General features: G+C 69.9%; 19 protein-coding genes. 10 read left to right on the forward strand and 9 right to left on the reverse strand.

The features are described from left to right. Positions 1-5 precede the first annotated feature (5 nt). Complete coding sequence (locus tag AB0B91_RS54225) at positions 6-1133, reverse strand: ArsA family ATPase (RefSeq protein ID WP_358339323.1); 1128 nt, start codon at positions 1131-1133, stop codon at positions 6-8. After that, complete coding sequence (locus AB0B91_RS54230; RefSeq protein ID WP_358339326.1) at positions 1130-2125, reverse strand: ArsA-related P-loop ATPase; 996 nt, start codon at positions 2123-2125, stop codon at positions 1130-1132. Before AB0B91_RS54230 ends, AB0B91_RS54225 begins: the two co-directional genes overlap by 4 nt. Before the next feature lie 167 nt (positions 2126-2292). Between AB0B91_RS54230 and AB0B91_RS54235 the strand changes: the two genes are divergently transcribed. Genes AB0B91_RS54235 through AB0B91_RS54250 form a run of 4 tightly spaced genes read left to right on the forward strand, consistent with a single transcriptional unit; the run spans position 2293 to position 4541 of the window. Beyond that, positions 2293-2448 (forward strand): hypothetical protein, encoded by a 156-nt coding sequence (locus tag AB0B91_RS54235; protein WP_165959776.1) that lies wholly within the window; start codon positions 2293-2295, stop codon positions 2446-2448. Further along, positions 2445-2903 carry a RidA family protein gene (locus AB0B91_RS54240; RefSeq protein ID WP_358339329.1) on the forward strand — a complete coding sequence of 153 codons (459 nt, stop codon included), beginning with the start codon at positions 2445-2447 and terminating at the stop codon, positions 2901-2903. The genes AB0B91_RS54235 and AB0B91_RS54240 overlap by 4 nt, the downstream gene beginning before the upstream one ends. A gap of 49 nt (positions 2904-2952) precedes the next feature. Continuing rightward, positions 2953-3756: an NUDIX hydrolase gene (locus AB0B91_RS54245; RefSeq protein ID WP_358339332.1), complete on the forward strand. Its 804-nt coding sequence runs from the start codon at positions 2953-2955 to the stop codon at positions 3754-3756. Then, complete coding sequence (locus AB0B91_RS54250; protein WP_358339335.1) at positions 3753-4541, forward strand: MBL fold metallo-hydrolase; 789 nt, start codon at positions 3753-3755, stop codon at positions 4539-4541. The genes AB0B91_RS54245 and AB0B91_RS54250 overlap by 4 nt, the downstream gene beginning before the upstream one ends. On the opposite strand, the gene AB0B91_RS54255 is transcribed toward AB0B91_RS54250, so the two are convergent. Further along, positions 4523-5203 carry a Crp/Fnr family transcriptional regulator gene (locus tag AB0B91_RS54255; RefSeq protein ID WP_185069893.1) on the reverse strand — a complete coding sequence of 227 codons (681 nt, stop codon included), beginning with the start codon at positions 5201-5203 and terminating at the stop codon, positions 4523-4525. The genes AB0B91_RS54250 and AB0B91_RS54255 overlap by 19 nt on opposite strands. A gap of 62 nt (positions 5204-5265) precedes the next feature. On the opposite strand from AB0B91_RS54255, the gene nth reads away from it, so the two are divergent. Next, complete coding sequence (gene nth / locus AB0B91_RS54260) at positions 5266-5967, forward strand: endonuclease III (RefSeq protein WP_358339338.1); 702 nt, start codon at positions 5266-5268, stop codon at positions 5965-5967. A 39-nt stretch (positions 5968-6006) separates the two neighbouring features. Then, positions 6007-6654, forward strand: a complete 648-nt coding sequence (locus tag AB0B91_RS54265; RefSeq protein WP_358339341.1) for a CoA pyrophosphatase — start codon at positions 6007-6009, stop codon at positions 6652-6654. An 8-nt stretch (positions 6655-6662) separates the two neighbouring features. On the opposite strand, the gene AB0B91_RS54270 is transcribed toward AB0B91_RS54265, so the two are convergent. Continuing rightward, a complete protein-coding gene (locus AB0B91_RS54270; protein WP_358339343.1) occupies positions 6663-7199 on the reverse strand; it encodes a HEAT repeat domain-containing protein in 537 nt (178 codons plus the stop codon). An 80-nt stretch (positions 7200-7279) separates the two neighbouring features. On the opposite strand from AB0B91_RS54270, the gene AB0B91_RS54275 reads away from it, so the two are divergent. After that, positions 7280-8470 carry a MarP family serine protease gene (locus tag AB0B91_RS54275; RefSeq protein ID WP_358339346.1) on the forward strand — a complete coding sequence of 397 codons (1191 nt, stop codon included), beginning with the start codon at positions 7280-7282 and terminating at the stop codon, positions 8468-8470. Here AB0B91_RS54275 and AB0B91_RS54280 read toward each other — a convergent pair. The 5 genes from AB0B91_RS54280 to acs form a co-directional block, all read right to left on the reverse strand. Continuing rightward, a complete protein-coding gene (locus AB0B91_RS54280) occupies positions 8467-8910 on the reverse strand; it encodes a DUF309 domain-containing protein (RefSeq protein WP_358339349.1) in 444 nt (147 codons plus the stop codon). The genes AB0B91_RS54275 and AB0B91_RS54280 overlap by 4 nt on opposite strands. Further along, entirely contained in the window at positions 8907-9827 is a 921-nt protein-coding gene (locus AB0B91_RS54285; RefSeq protein WP_358339352.1) for an alpha/beta hydrolase, read from the reverse strand. The genes AB0B91_RS54280 and AB0B91_RS54285 overlap by 4 nt, the downstream gene beginning before the upstream one ends. Beyond that, positions 9817-10233 carry a phage holin family protein gene (locus tag AB0B91_RS54290; RefSeq protein ID WP_358339354.1) on the reverse strand — a complete coding sequence of 139 codons (417 nt, stop codon included), beginning with the start codon at positions 10231-10233 and terminating at the stop codon, positions 9817-9819. Before AB0B91_RS54290 ends, AB0B91_RS54285 begins: the two co-directional genes overlap by 11 nt. A gap of 31 nt (positions 10234-10264) precedes the next feature. Beyond that, positions 10265-11473 (reverse strand): Na+/H+ antiporter NhaA, encoded by a 1209-nt coding sequence (nhaA, locus tag AB0B91_RS54295; RefSeq protein WP_358339356.1) that lies wholly within the window; start codon positions 11471-11473, stop codon positions 10265-10267. Positions 11474-11699: 226 nt separating this feature from the next. Next, positions 11700-13673 carry an acetate--CoA ligase gene (gene acs, locus AB0B91_RS54300; protein WP_358339358.1) on the reverse strand — a complete coding sequence of 658 codons (1974 nt, stop codon included), beginning with the start codon at positions 13671-13673 and terminating at the stop codon, positions 11700-11702. Between the two features lie 227 nt (positions 13674-13900). Between acs and AB0B91_RS54305 the strand changes: the two genes are divergently transcribed. The 3 genes from AB0B91_RS54305 to AB0B91_RS54315 all read left to right on the forward strand — a co-directional run bounded on the left by AB0B91_RS54305 (position 13901) and on the right by AB0B91_RS54315 (position 17924). Continuing rightward, the gene (locus AB0B91_RS54305; protein WP_358339360.1) at positions 13901-14632 is read left to right on the forward strand and encodes an oxidoreductase; all 732 of its coding nucleotides are present in this window, start codon (positions 13901-13903) and stop codon (positions 14630-14632) included. 866 nt (positions 14633-15498) lie between these two features. Beyond that, positions 15499-16539, forward strand: a complete 1041-nt coding sequence (ssd, locus tag AB0B91_RS54310; RefSeq protein WP_358339361.1) for a septum site-determining protein Ssd — start codon at positions 15499-15501, stop codon at positions 16537-16539. Positions 16540-16763: 224 nt separating this feature from the next. Then, positions 16764-17924 carry a TadA family conjugal transfer-associated ATPase gene (locus AB0B91_RS54315; RefSeq protein WP_358339363.1) on the forward strand — a complete coding sequence of 387 codons (1161 nt, stop codon included), beginning with the start codon at positions 16764-16766 and terminating at the stop codon, positions 17922-17924. The last annotated feature ends 500 nt before the right edge of the window (positions 17925-18424 follow it).

An 18424-nucleotide genomic window follows, 5' to 3' on the forward strand; every position in this document is an offset into this window, starting at 1 on the left:
TACTCTCATGTGCTCGCGAGGAGTTCCCCGATCCGGTGTAGACCCGCTAGATCGTGGACATCCTCCGACATCGCACTTACCTGGACGACCGGCACTGTGGGGTGGGCCGAGCTGAAATGGTCCCGCTCCCGGTGCTCGCGGGCGGCGAGCTGCATCCTGCCGGTGTGCAGCCGCAGTACGGCGGCGGTCAGCTCATGTTCGCCCCGCGACTCCAGGTCTTCCGCCGCGGCGGCGCTACGCGCGGCTGAGAGCGCCGCAGCGGTGGGTTCGTGCACCCGGTTGACCACCAGTCCGGCCAGGGGCATGCGCTCCTCAGCGAGGCGCTCGACGAAGTAGGACGCCTCACGCATCGCGTCGCGCTCGGGCGTGGCCACCACCACGAAGGCCGTACCGGGCGCCTGGAGCAGCCGGTAGGTCATCTCCGCGCGCTGCCTGAACCCGCCGAAGACGGCGTCGAGCGCCGACACGAACGTCTGCAGGTCCTTGATGACCTGCGCGCCCAGCAGCTTGGTCATCGCGCCCGCCATGAGCCCGAACCCGGCGTTGAGCAGCCGGAACGCGCTGCGCCCTCCCGCCTTGGCGGGCGCGGTCAGCAGCCGGATGAACCGCCCGTCGAGGAAGCGGCCGAGCCGCTCGGGAGCGTCGAGGAAGTCGAGCGCGGACCGCGAGGGCGGTGTGTCGACGATGATCAGGTCCCACTCGTCCGAGCGGCGCAGCTGGCCCAGCTTCTCCATCGCCATGTACTCCTGGGTGCCGGCGAAGCTGGAGGACAGCGACTGGTAGAAGGGGTTCGACAGGATCTGGCGGGCCCGCTCGGGGTCGGCGTGCGCCTCGATGATCTCGTCGAACGTACGCTTCATGTCCAGCATCATCGCGAACAACTGACCGCCGCCCTCGGGCGAGCTGATCAGCCGTGGCGTGTTGTCGAGCTCGGAGAGCCCCATCGACTGCGCCAGCCGCCGCGCGGGGTCGACGGTCAGCACGACCGCGCACCTGCCGCGCTCGGCGGCCCGCAGCCCAAGCGCGGCGGCCGTGGTGGTCTTGCCCACGCCGCCGGCGCCGCAGCAGACGATGATCCGGGTGCCCGGGTCGTCGAGGATGGCGTCGACGTCGAGTACGGCGGGCTTCTTCACGCTGCTCCCTGGGTGCGGATGGCCTCGGCCAGCTCGTACAGGCCGGCCAGGTCGACGCCGTCGGCCAGCAGCGGCAACTCGTAGGACGGCAGTGTCTCCTGCGCCAGCGAGGCGCGCTCGGCGCGTTCCAGGTCGGTACGGCGGGCATGCTCGGCGACCTCTTCCGCCAGAGCCTCCGCCGTCGAGGAGGCGCCGTCGGCGAGACCGGCCGCCTTGAGCCCGAGTGTGAGCTCGGCCACGTCGAATCGGCCCTTGACAGCACTGTCAAGTGCGGCCTGCGGGAGAAGTGATTCACGCACCATGTTGATGAAGATCCCACCGGGCGGCAGCCCCGCCGAACGCAGTTCGGCGATGCCGTCCAGCGTCTCCTGAACCGGCATCTCCTCCAGCAGGGTGATGAAGTGCACCGCTGTTTCCGGAGATTTCACGACCTTGCTCACCAGATCGGAGTGATTCTTGATCGGACCGACTCTGGCCAGTCCGGCGACCTCCTGGGTGACGTTCAGGAAGCGCGAGATGCGGCCGGTCGGCGGCGCGTCGAGCACGACGGCGTCGTAGACCCGCTTGCCGTTCTTGCCGCGACGGCGCACGGCCTCGGTGGTCTTGCCGGTCACCAGGACGTCGCGGAAGCCGGGTGCGACCGTGGTCGCGAAGTCGACGATGCCCATCTTGGTCAGCGCCCGCCCCGCCCTGCGCATGCCGTAGAACATCTCCATGTATTCGAGCATGGCCTCCTCGGGGTCTATGGCCAGCGCGTAGACGTCGCCGCCCGACGGGGCCACGGCGATCCGGCGCTCCTCGTACGGCAGCGGTGGCAGGTCGAAGATCTGCGCGATGCCCTGCCTGCCCTCCACCTCGACGAGCAGCACCTTGCGCCCGCCCGAGGCCAGTGCCAGGGCGAGGGCCGCGGCGACCGTGGTCTTGCCTGTGCCGCCCTTGCCGGTGACCACGTGCAGTCGCACGCCGTCCCAATCGGTGTCCCGAGAGTCCACGTTTCGAGGCTACCGAACGGTTATTTACCAGATGCCGACGACCACCCTTTGAGATTGCTCACATCGCGCTCAGCGGTGCATCACAGGCTGCTGGTTACAGCGCCTATGGCGTGCCGCGTTCAGCGGTGCGCCACAGGTTGCTGGCTCCAGCACCTACGCTGGCCCTCATGAAGAAATGGGAGTACCTGACGGCTCCGGTGCTGATCCACAACACCAAGATGATCCTGGACAACTTCGGAGCCGACGGCTGGGAGCTGGTCCAGATCCTGCAGGGTGCGACGCCCGAGCAGCTCGTCGCCTACTTCAAGAGGGAGAAGCAGTGACGCCCGAAGAGAAGATCGCCGAGCTGGGGCTGACGCTGCCCGAAGTGGTCGCGCCGCTGGCCGCCTATGTGCCGGCCGTACGGACCGGTGACCTCGTCTACACCTCGGGCCAGGTGCCCTTGGTCGACGGCAAGATGGCCCAGACCGGCAAGGTCGGCGCCGAGGTCGGCCTCGACGACGCCCGCGAGCTGGCCAGGATCTGCGCGCTCAACGCGCTGGCCGCGCTGAAGGCCGAGATCGGCGACCTGGGCAAGGTCGTGCGGATCGTCAAGGTCGTGGCGTTCGTGGCCAGTGACCCCGCCTTCACACAGCAGCCCCAGGTCGCCAACGGCGCGAGCGAGCTGCTCGCGGAGGTGCTGGGCGAGGCGGGCAAGCACGCCCGCAGCGCCGTGGGCGTCGCCGCGCTGCCGCTCGACGCTCCGGTCGAGGTGGAGCTGATCGCCGAGGTCGCCTAGAGTCCGGATATGTCACCATGACCCGAGTGATGTTCTAGAAGGAGGTCATGTGACTGGTCTTCGACTCCCGGACGAGCTCGCCGAGCGAGCCAGGGACATCCTCGCCGGACGTGTCCAGCCGGTCCCCGCGCGGGACGCCGCCACGGTGGTGATCCTGCGCGAGGGGCCAGAGGTCTATCTGCTCCGGCGCAAGGCCACGATGGCCTTCGCGGCGGGCGCCTACGTCTTCCCGGGCGGCTCGGTCGATCCCCGTGACACCGACCACGCCGTCGCCTGGGCCGGGCCGTCTCCGGCGGACTGGGGCGAGGTTTTCGGCGCGGACGAGGCGGTCGCGCGCGGCCTGGTCTGCGCGGCCGTACGGGAGACCTTCGAGGAGTCGGGGGTGCTGCTCGCGGGGTCGGGGCCCGATTCGGTCGTCGACGACACCACGGGAGACGACTGGGAGGCCGACCGGCTCGCGCTGATCGACCGGAGCCTGGCCTTCGCCGACTTCCTCGCCAAGCGCGGCCTGGTGCTCCGCTCGGACCTGCTCAAGCCCTGGGCGCACTGGATCACGCCGGAGATCGAGACCCGGCGCTTCGACACCCGCTTCTTCGCCGCCGTGCTCCCCGAGGGGCAGCGCACCCGCGACGTCGGCGGCGAGGCCGACCAGGTCGCCTGGAAACGCCCGGCCGACGCCGTCGAGCTGGCGCACGAGGGAAAGATCTTCCTGATGCCGCCCACCTACCGCACCCTGAACGAGCTGGCCGCCTGCGACTCGGTGGCGGCCGTCCTGGCCGCGCGGCGCGAGATCGTCACGATCCTGCCCAGGGTCGTGGAGGTCGACGGTGAGTTCCAGTTGGTGACGGCATGAGCGGCCTGCACATCCCGGCCGGCTCACCCGACGGATCCCGTACGACCCACGCCGAGAACCTGCTCGCCCCCAACCCGTCACCGATGACCCTCGACGGCACGAACACCTGGATCATCGGCGACCAGGACACCATCGTCATAGACCCGGGCCCCGACGACGAGCGGCACCTGCGCCGGGTCGCCGACCACCTGGCCGGGCGCCGGGTGAGCGAGATCCTGCTCACCCACGGCCACCACGACCACAGCGGCGGCGCCAGGCGCTTCGCCGAGCTGGTCGGCGCGCCCGTGCGGGCGCGCGACCCCAGGCACCGGCTCGGTGACGAGGGGCTCGGCGACGGCGACGTGGTGCGCGCCGGCGACGTCGAGGTGCGCGTGTACGGCACGCCGGGGCACTCGTTCGACTCGCTCTGCTTCTGGCTGCCCCAGGACAAGGCCATGCTGACCGGCGACACGGTGCTCGGCCGCGGCACCACGGTGATCGCCCACGACGGCGACCTGGCCGACTACCTGCGCAGCCTCGACCGGCTCAGGGCCATGGCCGAGGAGCTCGGCGTGGCGGCGCTGCTGCCGGGCCACGGCCCGGTGCTGGCCGACCCGATAGGCGTGCTCGACGGCTATCTCGCGCACCGGCGGCAGCGCCTCGACCAGATCAGGGCGGCGCTGCGCCAGGGCGCCAAGACGCCCCGCCAGATCGTGGAGATCGTCTACAGCGACGTCGACACGTCGCTGTGGCCCGCGGCCGAGATGTCGGTGCGGGCCCAGCTCGACTACCTGGAGCGGTTGTAGAGGCGGTCCATGTCGAGGATGACCACGGCCTTGGCCTCGATGCGCAGCCAGCCGCGCTGCGCGAAGTCGGCGAGCGCCTTGTTGACCGTCTCGCGTGAGGCGCCGACGAGCTGGGCCAGCTCCTCCTGGGTGAGGTCGTGGTGGACGCGCAGCCCGTCGTCGGTCTTGGTGCCGAACCGCTCGGCCAGGTCGAGCAGCTGCTTGGCCACCCGGCCGGGCACATCGGTGAAGACCAGGTCGGCCAGCACGTCGTTGGTGCGGCGCAGCCGCTGGGCCAGCGCCCGCAGCAGGTGGAGCGCCACCTCGGGACGGCCGGTGAGCCAGGGCCGCAGGTCGTCGTGGCCCAGCCCGGCCAGGCGCACGTCGGTCAGCGCGGTCGCGGAGGCCGTGCGGGGGCGCGGGTCGAACAGCGACAACTCGCCGAACATCTCGCTCGGGCCCAGCACGCTGAGTAGGTTCTCGCGGCCGTCGGGCGAGGTGCGCGACAGCTTGATCTTGCCTTCGAGCACGACGTAGAGCCGGTCGCCTGTCTCGTTCTCGTGGAAGAGCGTCTGCCCTTTGGACAGCTGGACTTCGGTGATGCTCGTCCGCAGCGCCGCGGCGCTCTCACGGTCAAGCGCGGCGAACAGGGGGGCCTTGCCCAGCACATCTTCGGTGTTCACTCTGCCTCCTCTGCTGCCATTGTGACGCACCCCACTCCAGGCGGCACACGTAGGCTATGGGAATGCCCACTGAGTCCAGGCTCGCCCTCGTGCGTCGCGCACGCCGGATGAATCGCATCCTGGCGGAAACCTACCCCGACGCCCATTGCGAGCTCGACTTCGGTACCCCGCTCGAACTGCTGGTCGCGACGATCCTCTCGGCGCAGTGTACGGACAAGAGGGTCAACATGGTTACTCCGATCCTCTTCGCCAAGTACCCGACAGTGGATGACTATGCGGCCGCCGACCGAGCCGAAATGGAAGAGATCATCCGCTCGACGGGGTTCTTCCGCGCCAAGACCAACAGCATCATCGGCATGGCCCAGGCCGTGTGCGAACACCACGGCGGGGTGGTGCCCGGCAAGCTGAAGGACCTGGTCAAGCTGCCCGGCGTGGGCCGCAAGACGGCCAACGTGGTGCTCGGCAACGCCTTCGACGTGCCGGGGCTCACCGTCGACACGCACTTCCAGCGGCTGGTCCGCCGCTTCGGCTGGACCGACGAGACCGACCCGGTCAAGATCGAGCACGTGGTGGGGGAGCTGATCCCCAAGCGCGAGTGGACGATCTTCTCGCACCGGGTGATCTGGCACGGCCGCCGCATCTGCCACGCTCGTACGCCGGCCTGCGGCGTCTGTCCCCTGGCCGCCCTCTGCCCCTCGTACGGCACCGGCCCCACGGACACCGCCAAAGCCCAGAAGCTCGTCAGATCAGGTCCCTTCTCGTAAGCGGGGAAGCCCCCGAACCCCCGGCGTGTTGGAGTTTGCGTGAATCAGGTGCCTGACTGGCTCGACCGGCTCGCGGCGCGGGCCGTACGGACTTCGGTCCCCTCCGGGCTGCGGCCGCCCGCCGAGGGTGGCCGGCCCGCGGCGGTCCTGCTGCTGTTTGGCGAGGGGCCGCTCGGCCCCGACGTGCTGCTCATTCAGCGCAGCTCGCGCGGGCGCAGGCACGCGGGCCAGCCGGCGTTCCCGGGCGGCGGCGTGGATCCGGAGGACGGCGGGCCCGTCGGGGCGGCGCTGCGTGAGGCGGAGGAGGAGACCGGCCTCGACCCGGGCGGTGTGACCGTGCTCGGCACGATGCCCGAGCTCTTCGTCTGGCGCAGCGACAACCGGGTCACACCGGTCGTGGGCTGGTGGCATACACCGTCGGCGGTGCACGCGGCCTCGCCCGCCGAGGTCGAGTCCGTGGAGCGGGTGCCGATCGCCGAGCTGGTCGATCCGGGCAACCGGTTCACGCTGCGGCATCCGCGCGGCTTCGCCGGGCCGGCCTTTCGGGTGCGCGGCATGCTGGTGTGGGGGTTCACCGCGATGGTGCTCGACGCGGTGCTGCGCGAAGGCGGCCTGGAGCGGCCGTGGGACCCCGAGCAGGTGGAGGAGATGCCGCCCGACGTCCTGGACCTGGCGTCACGGGGCTGAACAGAGCTTCAGACCACCGGGCCCAGGCGGTCCGAGTCGCCCGTGGTCAGCGCGACGCCGAGCGCGGCCCAGCCGGCCACGTCGGGGTCGCTGTCGGCGGCCAGTGCCCGCAGCGCGTTCAGCCCGGCGCGGTCCGGCGGGTCGCCCAGCACGTGCTGGAGCGCGTACGCGGCCCCGTACCTGACGCGTGGGTCGTCGTGCACGGCCAGGTCCAGCACGGACGGCAGCGACCGGGGGTCGGCCAGGTGGCCGAAGGCGATGAGCACGGAGTAGAGCACCATGACGTCGTCCTCGCTGGCCGCCAGGTAGCGCAGGACGGGCAGCGTCCGGTCCGCGAACGCCTTCAGCATGCCCATGATGTCCACTCCGAGCAGGCGCTGGGTGACGTCGTCCGCCGCGCAGAGCCGCCGCGCCTCGATGAAGGACTCCAGATCGTCACGCTGCCGTAGTACGGAGATCACATGCCAGCGCACCGCCCCGTCGGGATCGTCGTCGTCAAGAGCCGCTTCGATGAGGCCGCGCACTGATTCGTCGGTCGGCGGCATGGCGCCAACGGTAACCAGCCGGTGACGACGTCCTTGGGAAGACGTGCACACTTGACCGGATCGCTGGTTACCTTTGAAACGTGCGCGGTGATCTGCTTGACCTCATATTGATCGGCCTCGTGATCGCCTTCGGCATCTCGGGTTACCGGCAGGGCTTCATCATCGGTGTCATGAGCTTCGTCGGCTTCGTCGGCGGGGCCGTGCTCGGGGTCTTCATCGCGCCTCCCATCGCCAAGGCCGTCGTCAGCGGTGACACGCCGCAGGCGTTGCTCGCGATCGTGATCGTCTTCCTGGCCGCGACCATCGGCCAGTTCGCCTCCTCGACGATCGGCGCCGTGGTGCGCAGCCATGTCACCTGGGAGCCGGCCAAGGTCGCCGACGCGGTCGGCGGCACGTTCGCCAGCGCGCTGTCGGTGCTGGTGATCGCCTGGCTGATCGGGTCGCTGATCGTGTCGACGGCGTTCACCCCGCTCGTCGACCAGGTGAAGAACTCCATGCTGCTCACCACGGTCGACGACTCGATCCCGCAGACCGCGCGCAACTGGCAGCAGCCGTTCAAGAAGTTCGTCGACCGGTCGGAGTTCCCGCCGGTGTTCGACGCCATCGGCGCGGGCCAGCTCGTCGACGTGCCGCCGCCGGCGCGCAGCATCCTGCAGGGCGCCAAGCTCGGCCGGGCGCAGCGGGCCATCGTCAAGGTGCAGGGCAACGCCGAGAGCTGCAACAAGCTCATCGAGGGCACCGGGTTCGTCTACGCCAAGGACCGGATCATGACCAACGCGCACGTGGTCGCCGGCGTGACACGTGACCTGAACGTCCTCGCCTACGACAACAAGCGCCACCCGGCCACGGTCGTCCGCTACAACCCGCAGCGGGACATCGCCATCCTGTACGTCCCCGGGCTGGACCTGCCGCAGCTCTCCTTCGACGGCACCGCGGAGAAGGGCGACAACGCCATCGTCGCCGGTTTCCCCAAGGGCCAGGGCTTCACGGCGGAGCCGGCCCGCATCCGCAGCCAGCTCGACGCCGAGGGCCCCGACATCTACCACAGCAGGAACGTCACCCGGAAGGTCTACGCGATCCGCGGCAAGGTGCTGCCCGGCAACTCCGGCGGCCCGCTCCTGACCGTGAGCGGCCAGGTGTTCGGCGTCGTCTTCGCCGCCGCGGTCAGCCAGGAGGACACCGGCTACGTGCTGACGGCCAACGAGGTCAGGCCCGACGCCGACCAGGGCAGGACCGACACCACGCCGGCCGGCACGCAGGAGTGCGACTAGCCGGGCAGCTCGCTCAGGATCAGCGCGATGGCCTGCCCCGGGTCGCTGTCGGGGCTCAGGCCCGACGCCGCCCGGCCCACCGAGTCATAGGGCTCGCCGTACGACTGCACGCGGGCGGCGCCCCGGCCGAAGAGGGTCAGTGCCCCGCGCCCGTTGCCGCGTTGGAGATGCGTCAGCCCGACGCAGATCTGCGCCAGCCCCTGCCACAGCTCGCGCTCGTCATCGGGCGCGCACTTCCAGCGGCCCTCGAACACCTCGTGCGCGTTGAACGGCAGGCCCTCGCTCAGGAACCGGCGCCCGTCGGCCAGGGCCTGCGGTGTGGAGGGCGCGTAGTCGTCGGGCACTCGATCCACGCCGGTCGAGCCGTAGGGCAGCGGCCGGCCGTAGGCGTCGCGTGGCCGGGCGTTGCGCGGCTTGCCCTCGGGGTCGCGGTCTCTCATCGGTCAGGCTCCGGGTCGGACAGCCAGCCGATCAGCTCGGCATCGAACACGTCGGGGGTCTCCTCGTGGGGGAAGTGGCCGGCGCCCTCGATCAGTCGCCATCGGTAGGGAGCGGTCACGTAGCCGCCCGATCCCTGGGCGGTGCGCGGCAGCACCCGGCGGTCGAGCGCGCCGTGCAGTTGCAGGGTGGGGGCCTCGATCTCGGCCTTCATGGTCCTGGCGAAACGCAGGCCGTCGGGACGGAACTGGGAGCGGCCGAACCAGCGGTGATACTCCAGCGCGCAGTGGGCGACGGTCGGGATGCGGAACGCCTCGCGGTAGACGCGCGCGGTCTGCGCGTCCGGCCAGCCCGGGCCCGACCACGCGTCGAGCATCTTGCCGACCAGCGAGCCGTCGTTACGGGTGAGCCGGCGCTCGGGCAGCAGCGGGAGCTGGTAGCCGATCGACGGGCGGGTCGCCCGCAACTGGCCGAACGGGTCGGTCAGCAGCGACCTGCGCATGCGCAGCGGGTGCGGCGCGGACACGGTGACCAGCCGGCGCACGCACTTCGGGTCGAGCACCGCCATCGTCCAGGCGAGCAGGCCGCCCCAGTCGTGGCCGACCACGATGGCCCCGCTCTCGCCGAGCGCGCGGATCAGGCCGCTCGCGTCACCGGCCAGTGTGGGCAGGTCGTAGCCGCGCGGCGGCTTGTCGCTGCCGCCGTAGCCGCGCAGGTCCACCGCGGCCGCGCGGAACCCGGCGGCGGGCAGCGTCCGCAGCTGGTTGCGCCAGGTCCACCAGAACTGCGGGAACCCGTGCAGCAGCAGGACCAGCGGCCCCTCACCGGCCTCCACGACGTGGAAGCGGGTGCCGCCGGCGTGCACCGCGCGGTGCTTCCACGGGCCCTCGATCTGGACGACCGACTCGTCAGGCGCCATCACTGGTCACCGGCTCTATCTCCTTCTCCGGAGTGGCGATCTCCTTGAGGCCCTTGATCGACCTGGTCGTACGCTTCATTCCGGCGAGCCCTTTCAGCCTACGCGTGCCGATGAACACCAGCAGCGCGGCGACCACCAGGTAGAAGACGGTCACGATGAGGAAGGCCGCCCAGTTGGGCAGCCACTGGGCGAGCACGAACGCGATCGTGAACGAGGCGAGAATCAGGCACAGGTGCGCCATGAAGGCGGCGGCGGCGAACAGGCCGCCGGCCGTGCCGACCCGCTTGGCGTCGAACCTGAGCTCGGCCTTGGCCAGCTCGATCTCCGAGCGGACCAGGGTCGAGATGTGATCGCTCGCCTGGGCGACCAGTGAGCCCAGGGATTCTTCCTCGGGAGTCTGCGGCATGAACGTCTCCTATCGAGGCCTGGTGGCCCTGTCAAACATCATCCAGCGCGATGCGGCGCTTGCGCACCCGTACGTGGAGCAGCACCGCCGCCAGGACGGAGGCGGTGAGGCTGGCCGCGAGGATCCCGGTCGTCACGGCGTCGGCCCGCTCCCGGTCGGCGCCGAAAGCCAGGTCGCCGATCAGTAGCGACACCGTGAACCCGATCCCGGCCAGCAGCGACACCGCCGCCATGTCCCGCCATTGGAGCTCTTTGGATAGTTTCGTCAGGCCCAGCCGTACGGACAGCCAGGCACCGCCGAACACACCCAGGAACTTCCCGATCACGAGCCCCGCTACCACTCCCAGAACTACCCGATCGGAGAAGATACCGCCGAGGCTGGACCCGTCGAGTTTCACCCCCGCCGACAGGAACGCGAAGACCGGCACCGCGAAGCCCGCGGAGATGGGCCGCAGGTAGTGATCGGCGGCCTCCGCGGGGGAGCTGGTCTCGTGCTCTCGCGTCGTGACGCGGGTGAGCAGACCGAGCGCCACTCCCGCCACGGTCGCGTGGACACCGCTGGCCTCCACGGCGTACCAGGCGCCCACGGCCAGCGGCAGGTACATCCACAGCCTCCCGGCGCCCGAGCGCTGCAGGATCCCGTAGACGGCGATCAGGGCGGCGCCGGCCGCCAGCATGAGCAGGTTCAGGTGGTCGGTGTAGAAGGCGGCGATGACGGTGATGGCGCCGAGATCGTCGACGACCGCGCTGGTCAGCAGGAACGCCCGCAGGGCCGGGGGCATCGAGCTGGCGGTCACGGCCAGCACGGCGAGCGCGAAGGCGATGTCGGTGGCGGTGGGAATCGCCCAGCCGCGCGCCGCGCCCGGCGCCCCCCAGCTCACCGCGAGGTACACGAGGGCGGGCACGGCCATGCCGGACAGAGAGGCGACGATGGGCAGCGCGGCCTTGCGCAGGTTGGCCAGTTCCCCGTGGACGAACTCCTCCTTGACCTCCAGCCCGGCCACGAAGAAGAAGACCGTCAGCAGGCCGTGCTGCGCCCACTCATAGAGCTCCATGGGGCCGAGCGCGGCGTGCTGGAGCGCGGCGTAGCCGCCGTGCGCGACGTTCGCCCAGACCAGCGCGGCGACGGTGGCGGTCAGCATGACGATGCCGCCGATCGTCTCGGCGCGCAGCGCCTCGGCCACGGTGCGTGCGTAGCGGACGGTGGGTGGGAAGGGCCACATCTCGATGGTTCTGCGCACGGGGTCTCCTCTGGCGGGTGTCGCGGGGATCGCTTCCCCGTGACGCCGACCCGACTTCCCGGCACACCACTTTCACCCTAACCCGGTAACCGGCCCAGAAAACCCGGTAACCGGCCCAGAAAGCGCACGTCACGGCGGCCGGCCCCGTGCGGGGTCAGCGGCCGTTCCCCTGGAGGCCACCCGCCACGTGCGGCGGGTGGCGCCAGGTTGGCCGTGCCGTAAAGGATCAGTCTTCGCTCTTGGCGGACGGGAGCTTCTCCGAGATGAGGTCCATCACGGTGCTGTCGGCCAGTGTGGTGACGTCGCCCACGCTGCGGTTCTCCGCGACGTCGCGGAGCAGGCGCCGCATGATCTTCCCCGAGCGGGTCTTGGGCAGCTCGGGCACCACCAGGATCTGCCGCGGCTTGGCGATGGGACCGAGCGCCTTGGCCACGTGGTTGCGCAGCTCGGAGGCGATGTCGGCGCCCTCCTCCGCGGTGCCGCGCAGGATCACGAACGACACGATGGCCTGCCCGGTCACCGGGTCGGTCGCGCCCACGACGGCCGCCTCGGCGACCTTCGGGTGGCTCACCAGCGCGCTCTCCACCTCTGTCGTGGAGATGTTGTGGCCCGAGACGAGCATGACGTCGTCGACGCGGCCGAGCAGCCACAGGTCGCCGTCCGAGTCCTTCTTGGCGCCGTCGCCGGGGAAGTACATGCCCTCGAACCGGCTCCAGTACGTGTCGATGTAGCGCTGGTCGTCGCCCCAGATCGTGCGGAGCATCGACGGCCACGGCTCACGGATCACCAGGAAGCCGCCGCCCCCGTCGGGCACGCTGTTGCCCTGGTCGTCGACCACGTCCGCGTTGATGCCCGGCAGCGGGCGCATCGCGGCGCCCGGCTTGCCGCTGGTGACGCCCGGCAGCGGGCTGATCATGATGGCGCCGGTCTCGGTCTGCCACCAGGTGTCGACGACCGGGCAGCGTTCGTGGCCGATGTGCTCGCGGTACCAGACGTACGCCTCGGGGTTGATGGGCTCGCCGACCGAGCCGAGGATGCGCAGGCTGGACATGTCGTACTTGGCGGGGATGTCGTCGCCCCACTTCATGAACGTCCGGATCGCCGTGGGGGCGGTGTAGAGGATCGTGATCTTGTACTTCTGCACGATCTCCCAGAACCGGCCCCGGTGCGGGGTGTCGGGAGTCCCCTCATAGATGACGCTCGTCGCGCCGTTGGCGAGCGGGCCGTACACGATGTAGGAGTGTCCGGTCACCCAGCCGATGTCGGCCGTGCACCAGTAGATGTCGGTCTCCGGCTTGAGGTCGAAGACCGCGTGGTGCGTCCAGGCCGTCTGGGTCAGGTATCCGCCGGTGGTGTGCAGGATGCCCTTCGGCCGGCCGGTGGTGCCGCTGGTGTACAGGATGTACAGCGGGTCCTCGGCGTCGTGCGGCTCGGCGGTGTGCTGGTCGCTCTGCCGCTCGACCACGTCGTGCCACCACACGTCCTTGTCGCTCGTCGCCACGTCCTGGCCGGTGCGGCGGACGACCAGGACGTGCTCGACCTGCGGGCACTCGGCGACGGCCTCGTCCACGGTCGGCTTGAGCGCCGAGGGGGCGCCGCGGCGGTAGCCGCCGTCGGCCGTGATGACCAGCTTGGCGTCGGCGTCGTCGATGCGGCTCTTCAGCGCGGTCGCCGAGAACCCGCCGAACACCACCGAGTGGACCGCGCCGATCCTGGCGCAGGCCAGCATCGCGATCGGCAACTCGGGGATCATCGGCATATAGACGGCGACGCGGTCGCCCTTGCGCACGCCCAGCTCCAGCAGGGCGTTGGCGGCCTTGCTGACCTCGGACTTCAGGTCGTTGTAGGTGAGGGTACGCGTATCGCCCTCGGGCTCGCCCTCCCAGTGGTAGGCGACCTTGTCGCCGCGGCCCTCTTCGACGTGGCGGTCGACGCAGTTGTAGGCGACGTTCAGCTCGCCGCCGACGAACCACTTGGCGAACGGCGCGTTCCACTCAAGCGTGGTCTCCCACCGCTTGGCCCAGGTCAGCCGGTCAGCCGCACTCTCCCAGAACGCGAGCCGGTCGGCCGCCGCCTCGGTGTACGCGGCGGAGGTCACATTCGCCGCCGCCGCCAGGTTGGCCGGCGGTGCGAACCGGCGGTTCTCCTGCAGCAGGTTCGACAGCGCCTGGGGCTCGTTGCCAGGGGTTTCCGGGGCCACCTCGTACTCCTTCTATGGCCAGATCTGACGGGTCGTGTCCCACTCCACCAGCTCACCTGCTCCGCACACAAGAGGTCTAGACAGGTCTGTACATGTGGCGACGCGCGGCCGATCCGGTTATCAAGTGGTCTTACACGTGCTATTGAACTGTTGTCATCTTGGCACCGAACCAATATGGAACGGGCCAATGGGTGGGTTTATTGGGTCCCCCGCTAGTGTTGAATGCCGTGAGTGATCCACTGGCTGTCATCGCGGCACTTCCCGGCGTTCCCGAGGCGGTGGAGGAGGCCAGGCAGGCCGTAGACGGGCTGTATCGCCATCGCGTCCTGCGTCGCGCGAGCCCGACCGTGTCGGCCGAGTCGTCACTGCGCGGAGCGCGGGCGTCGGCGGCCATCGAGGGCGTCGACGTGCCCTTGGACGAGCTGCGACAGGGCTCGGTAGAGGATCCCGTCGTCCAGGGCGCCCTGCGCGCGTCAGCCGAGCTGGGCCGGTTGGGCTCCACCTGGCGCAAGGCCCCCCGTCAGGTGCTCGCCCGCCTGCACACGGTCGCCGCGGCGGGTCTCACGGACTCACTCGGCCGGCCGCGTACCCCGGACGAGGAGCTGGCCGCGCGTCTGGAGAGCCTGTTCGGGCTGCTCGAAGCCCCCACGAAGGCGCCCGCGCTCGTGCTGGCCGCCGTCGTCCACGCGGAGCTGGCCGTGCTGCGTCCGTTCGGTACGGCCGATGGCGTCGTCGCGCGCTCGGCCGAACGGCTCACACTGGTCGAGTACGGGCTGGATCCGAAGTCGCTGGTGGCCGTCGAAGTGGGGCATCTGGAGCTGCCCTATGCCGATGGCCTGCGGGCCTACCTGAGCGGATCACCCGACGGGGTGGCGGCCTGGGTACGACACTGTGCCGCCGCGGTGACTCTTGGCGTACGCGAGACGACCGCGATCTGCGAGGCGCTGCAACGGGGCTGACATAACTCCGGCTGACATAGCTGACGGCGTCTCAGTCATGAGACGCCGTCGGCCGATACGTCACACCGGGTTACCAAGCGTGCACCTCTATTCGTCGGAGCGGGACAAGCCCGTCACGACGCGCCTCCCGCGGCTGGTCGCGCGTGGGTGCCTGGTTGACGCACCCGGACAAGTGGTCCGTGTCACCTTTGTACGACGGATCCGCCCTGATGGGAACCCCTGGGAGCAAGACCTTTACCCGGACGAGGGCCTGCGGGGGCGGAGATTTCGCGCGACCGGGGGTTTTGCTGTGGTTATCAACCTGTGACGATCACTCTGAGTGAGCTGCTTTATGTGATCGTTATGAGGGGGCGAAAAAACTTGGCGAAAATGCGAGATTGCTCCTCGACGAAACTCAAGTTGATCGGGCAGCATACGGGGGTATCTCTTGAAACTGGGGCGACTGTGCACGGGTTTGCATTGCCAGTCTCTTGCCATGCTCTGGTCAAGTGATGAAAGCTTTCTTCTGAAACGGGACCGGCTCTACCCCCCCGGAGCCGGACCGATCAGGCGACCCCCGCTCTCCCCCCCGGCGGGGGTCGCCCCTTTTCTATGCGACTTGGGTTCCCCTGGCCCCTTCGGCCCCTGGCCCCTTCGGCCCCTGGCCCCTTCGGCCCCTGGCCCCTTCGGCCCCTGGCCCCTTCGGCCCCTGGCCCCCTCGGCCCCAGGGCCTTCGTCCACAGGGACGAATCCCCCTCCTCCCCTCCCGTCGTCCACAGGACCTCTCTCCTCCAGCCCCGTCGTCCACAGAACCACGTTCGGCGCCCCGCCACCCCACCCTCCCGACGCATGGTGTACCTCCCGACCACCAGATCAGGGAGACCCTCATGCACCGTCCACTGGTCATCACCGAAGACCGTGACCTACTCGACGACCTCGTCCGCGTTGCCGCCGCAGCCGGAGCCCAGCTCGACGTGGCCCACGCCCCCGCCCACGCGCGCCCTTTCTGGAACCTCGCACCCCTGGTGGTGATAGGCGGCGACCTGGCCGACGCGATGGCCGCCACCGCACCACCCGCCCGAGACGGCGTGCTCCTGGTCACCCGCGACCCGGAAGACCCCGACAGCTGGCGCCGATGTGTGGCCGTAGGCGCTCAGGCCGTCATCGACCTGCCCGGCGGCGAGCGGCGCCTTGTGGAGGAGTTCGCCGACGCCATGGAGCCGGATCCCCGCTCCGGTGTCGTGCTCTGCGTCATCGGCGGCCGGGGCGGGGCCGGCGCGAGCGTCCTGTCGGCCTGCCTGGCCTTGCGGGCCTCCGGCGACCGCCTGCGCACGCTGCTGATCGACGCCGACCCGCTGGGCGGCGGCATCGACGCGTTGCTGGGACAGGAGGAGGCCACCGGCGCGCGCTGGGGAGACCTGGTGGCCCGCGAGGGCCGGGTCGGCTCGGCGGCCCTGCAGGCCGCGCTGCCTGCGTTCGGCGACCTGACGGTCCTGTCCTTCCACCGCGGCGAGGTACGGGCGATCCCCGCCCAGGCCATGCGCTCGGTGCTGGAAGCCGGACACCGCGGCTTCGACGTGGTGGTCGTCGATCTCCCGCGCCACCTCGACCCCGCCGCCATCGAGGCACTGGTAAGGGCGAGCGGCACCCTGCTCGTGGCCACGGCCGACGTACGCGGCGTCCTGGCCGCCGCCCAGGTCCTCACGGAGGTCAACCGGCACACCTCAGACATCCGCGCGGTCATCCGCCCCGGCGTCCTCGACGACGACGTGGTGGCGAGCTCCCTCGGCATCCCCTCCGCCGGCCACCTACCCGACCAGCCCCGCCTCCCCACCACCTTGAACCGCGGCGAACTCCCCAAGCTCGGCCCCCGCACCGTCCTCGGCGCCCTCTGCACGTCCCTCCTACGCGACCTACTCCCACCGTGACCAGACAGCCGTAGCTCCCACCCACACGCCCTAACGCTCGCCCGCGTCTGTGCCCGTTGCCGTGCCCGTGAGGCTCCCGGGCAGGGCGGGCAGCCTCGTGCCGGAAAGCACCATCCACAGCGGACGCGCTGTCACCCAGTCCGCACAGGGATCAGCGCATGTCGGCCCAGCAGCGAGCACAGGCCAGAACCAACACAGAGCACAGAGCACAGGGAAATGAGCACATGAACCCGGGCGTCTCACCCGAGCTGATCGAGGCAGTGCGCGTACGGCTGGCCCGAACCGGCGTCGAACCAAGCGCCGCCCAGGTAGCAGTAGCCCTACGAGCCGAAAAATCCGTATACGGCGACGCCGAGATCCTCGCCGTAGCCCGTTCCCTCTGCGCCGACCTCATAGGAGCAGGCCCACTGGAGCCCCTCCTGGCAGAGCCCGACGTCACGGACGTCCTGGTCAACGGCTCTCGCGAGGTATGGGTCGACGACGGCCACGGCCTGCGCAGGACCTCGGTGACGTTCACCGACGACAGCGCCGTCCGCAGGCTGGCCCAACGTCTGGCAGCCGCCGCCGGCAGGCGCCTGGACGACGCCTCGCCGTATGTGGACGCAAGACTGGCCGGAGGAGTACGCCTCCACGCCGTGCTCCCGCCGATCGCCTCAGGCGGCACCTGCGTGTCGCTCCGTCTGCCACCAAGACGGACGTACACCTTGCCCGACCTGGTGACGGCAGGCACGATCCCACCGTCGGCAGTACCACTACTGACGGCCATCGTGACAGCCAGGCTGGCATTCCTGGTGACCGGCGGCACCGGCACAGGCAAGACAACTCTCCTGTCAGCCCTGCTGTCGCTGGCCGACCCAGGTGAACGCCTGCTTCTCGTAGAAGACTCAGCCGAACTCCGCCCGCTCCACCCCCACGTCGTACGCCTGGAGTCCCGTCCACCAAACCTCGAAGGCGCCGGCGGCGTCGGCCTACGAGACCTGGTACGCCAGGCCCTCCGCATGCGCCCCGACCGAGTAGTGGTCGGAGAGGTCAGGGGCGCCGAAGTAGTGGATTTGCTGGCCGCCCTGAACACCGGCCACGAGGGCGGCTGCGGCACGTTGCACGCCAACGCGGCCGCCGACGTACCGCCTCGGCTGGAGGCGCTGGGATGCGCGGCAGGCTTGAGCAGAGAAGCCGTTCACAGCCAACTCGCCGCCGCGTTGGACGTGGTCATCCACCTGACCCGCAACCGCTCCGACGGACGCCGCCGCGTAGCGGAAATCTGCCTCCTGTCGAGATCTTCGACAGGCTTCGTCGAATCCGTAACCGCCCTGACCTTCGACACAAAAGGCCACCCGCGCACCGGCCCAGGACACGACGCCCTGACAGAGCGGACTCGTCCATGACCAACCTCACGACGTGACGAGCCTGTCGCAGCCGCCCGAATTCGCGGCGCGTGGCAAAGACCTACGGACGTCGCCTCCACGCTGCACCGCAGCCGTAAAGAGGCATCGCGACCAGGCCGAACGGCAAGCGAGCGATGCAGCCCACGACCGAATCCAAGTCACGCGTCACGTGCCCAGTGAGCTCGCCGATCCATACCGCACCCGATGACGTCGTCCTACGCCCAGACCATTACTGAGAGTTCCTCTCGTACGTCCCCCGCCTCGTACGTTCGGCGACGTGTCGTACGCCCCGGACCATGACCGAAGATTCCCGACCGGTACCTCCACCCAGCCGTAGCGAGCATCGGCGCTGCGTACACCCAACCCGTACCTCCACTGACCCGCACCTCCCCGGCAAGCATCACTCGATCCGTACCTCGCCCCGGCGACATTCACCCGACCACGTATCGTCACCGAGCCACCGAACCGCGCCGAGCCGACCCTGCACCGTCACCGGCCCT

The sequence above is a fragment of the Nonomuraea sp. NPDC049141 genome (genome assembly GCF_040648415.1).
Lineage (GTDB): Bacteria > Actinomycetota > Actinomycetes > Streptosporangiales > Streptosporangiaceae > Nonomuraea.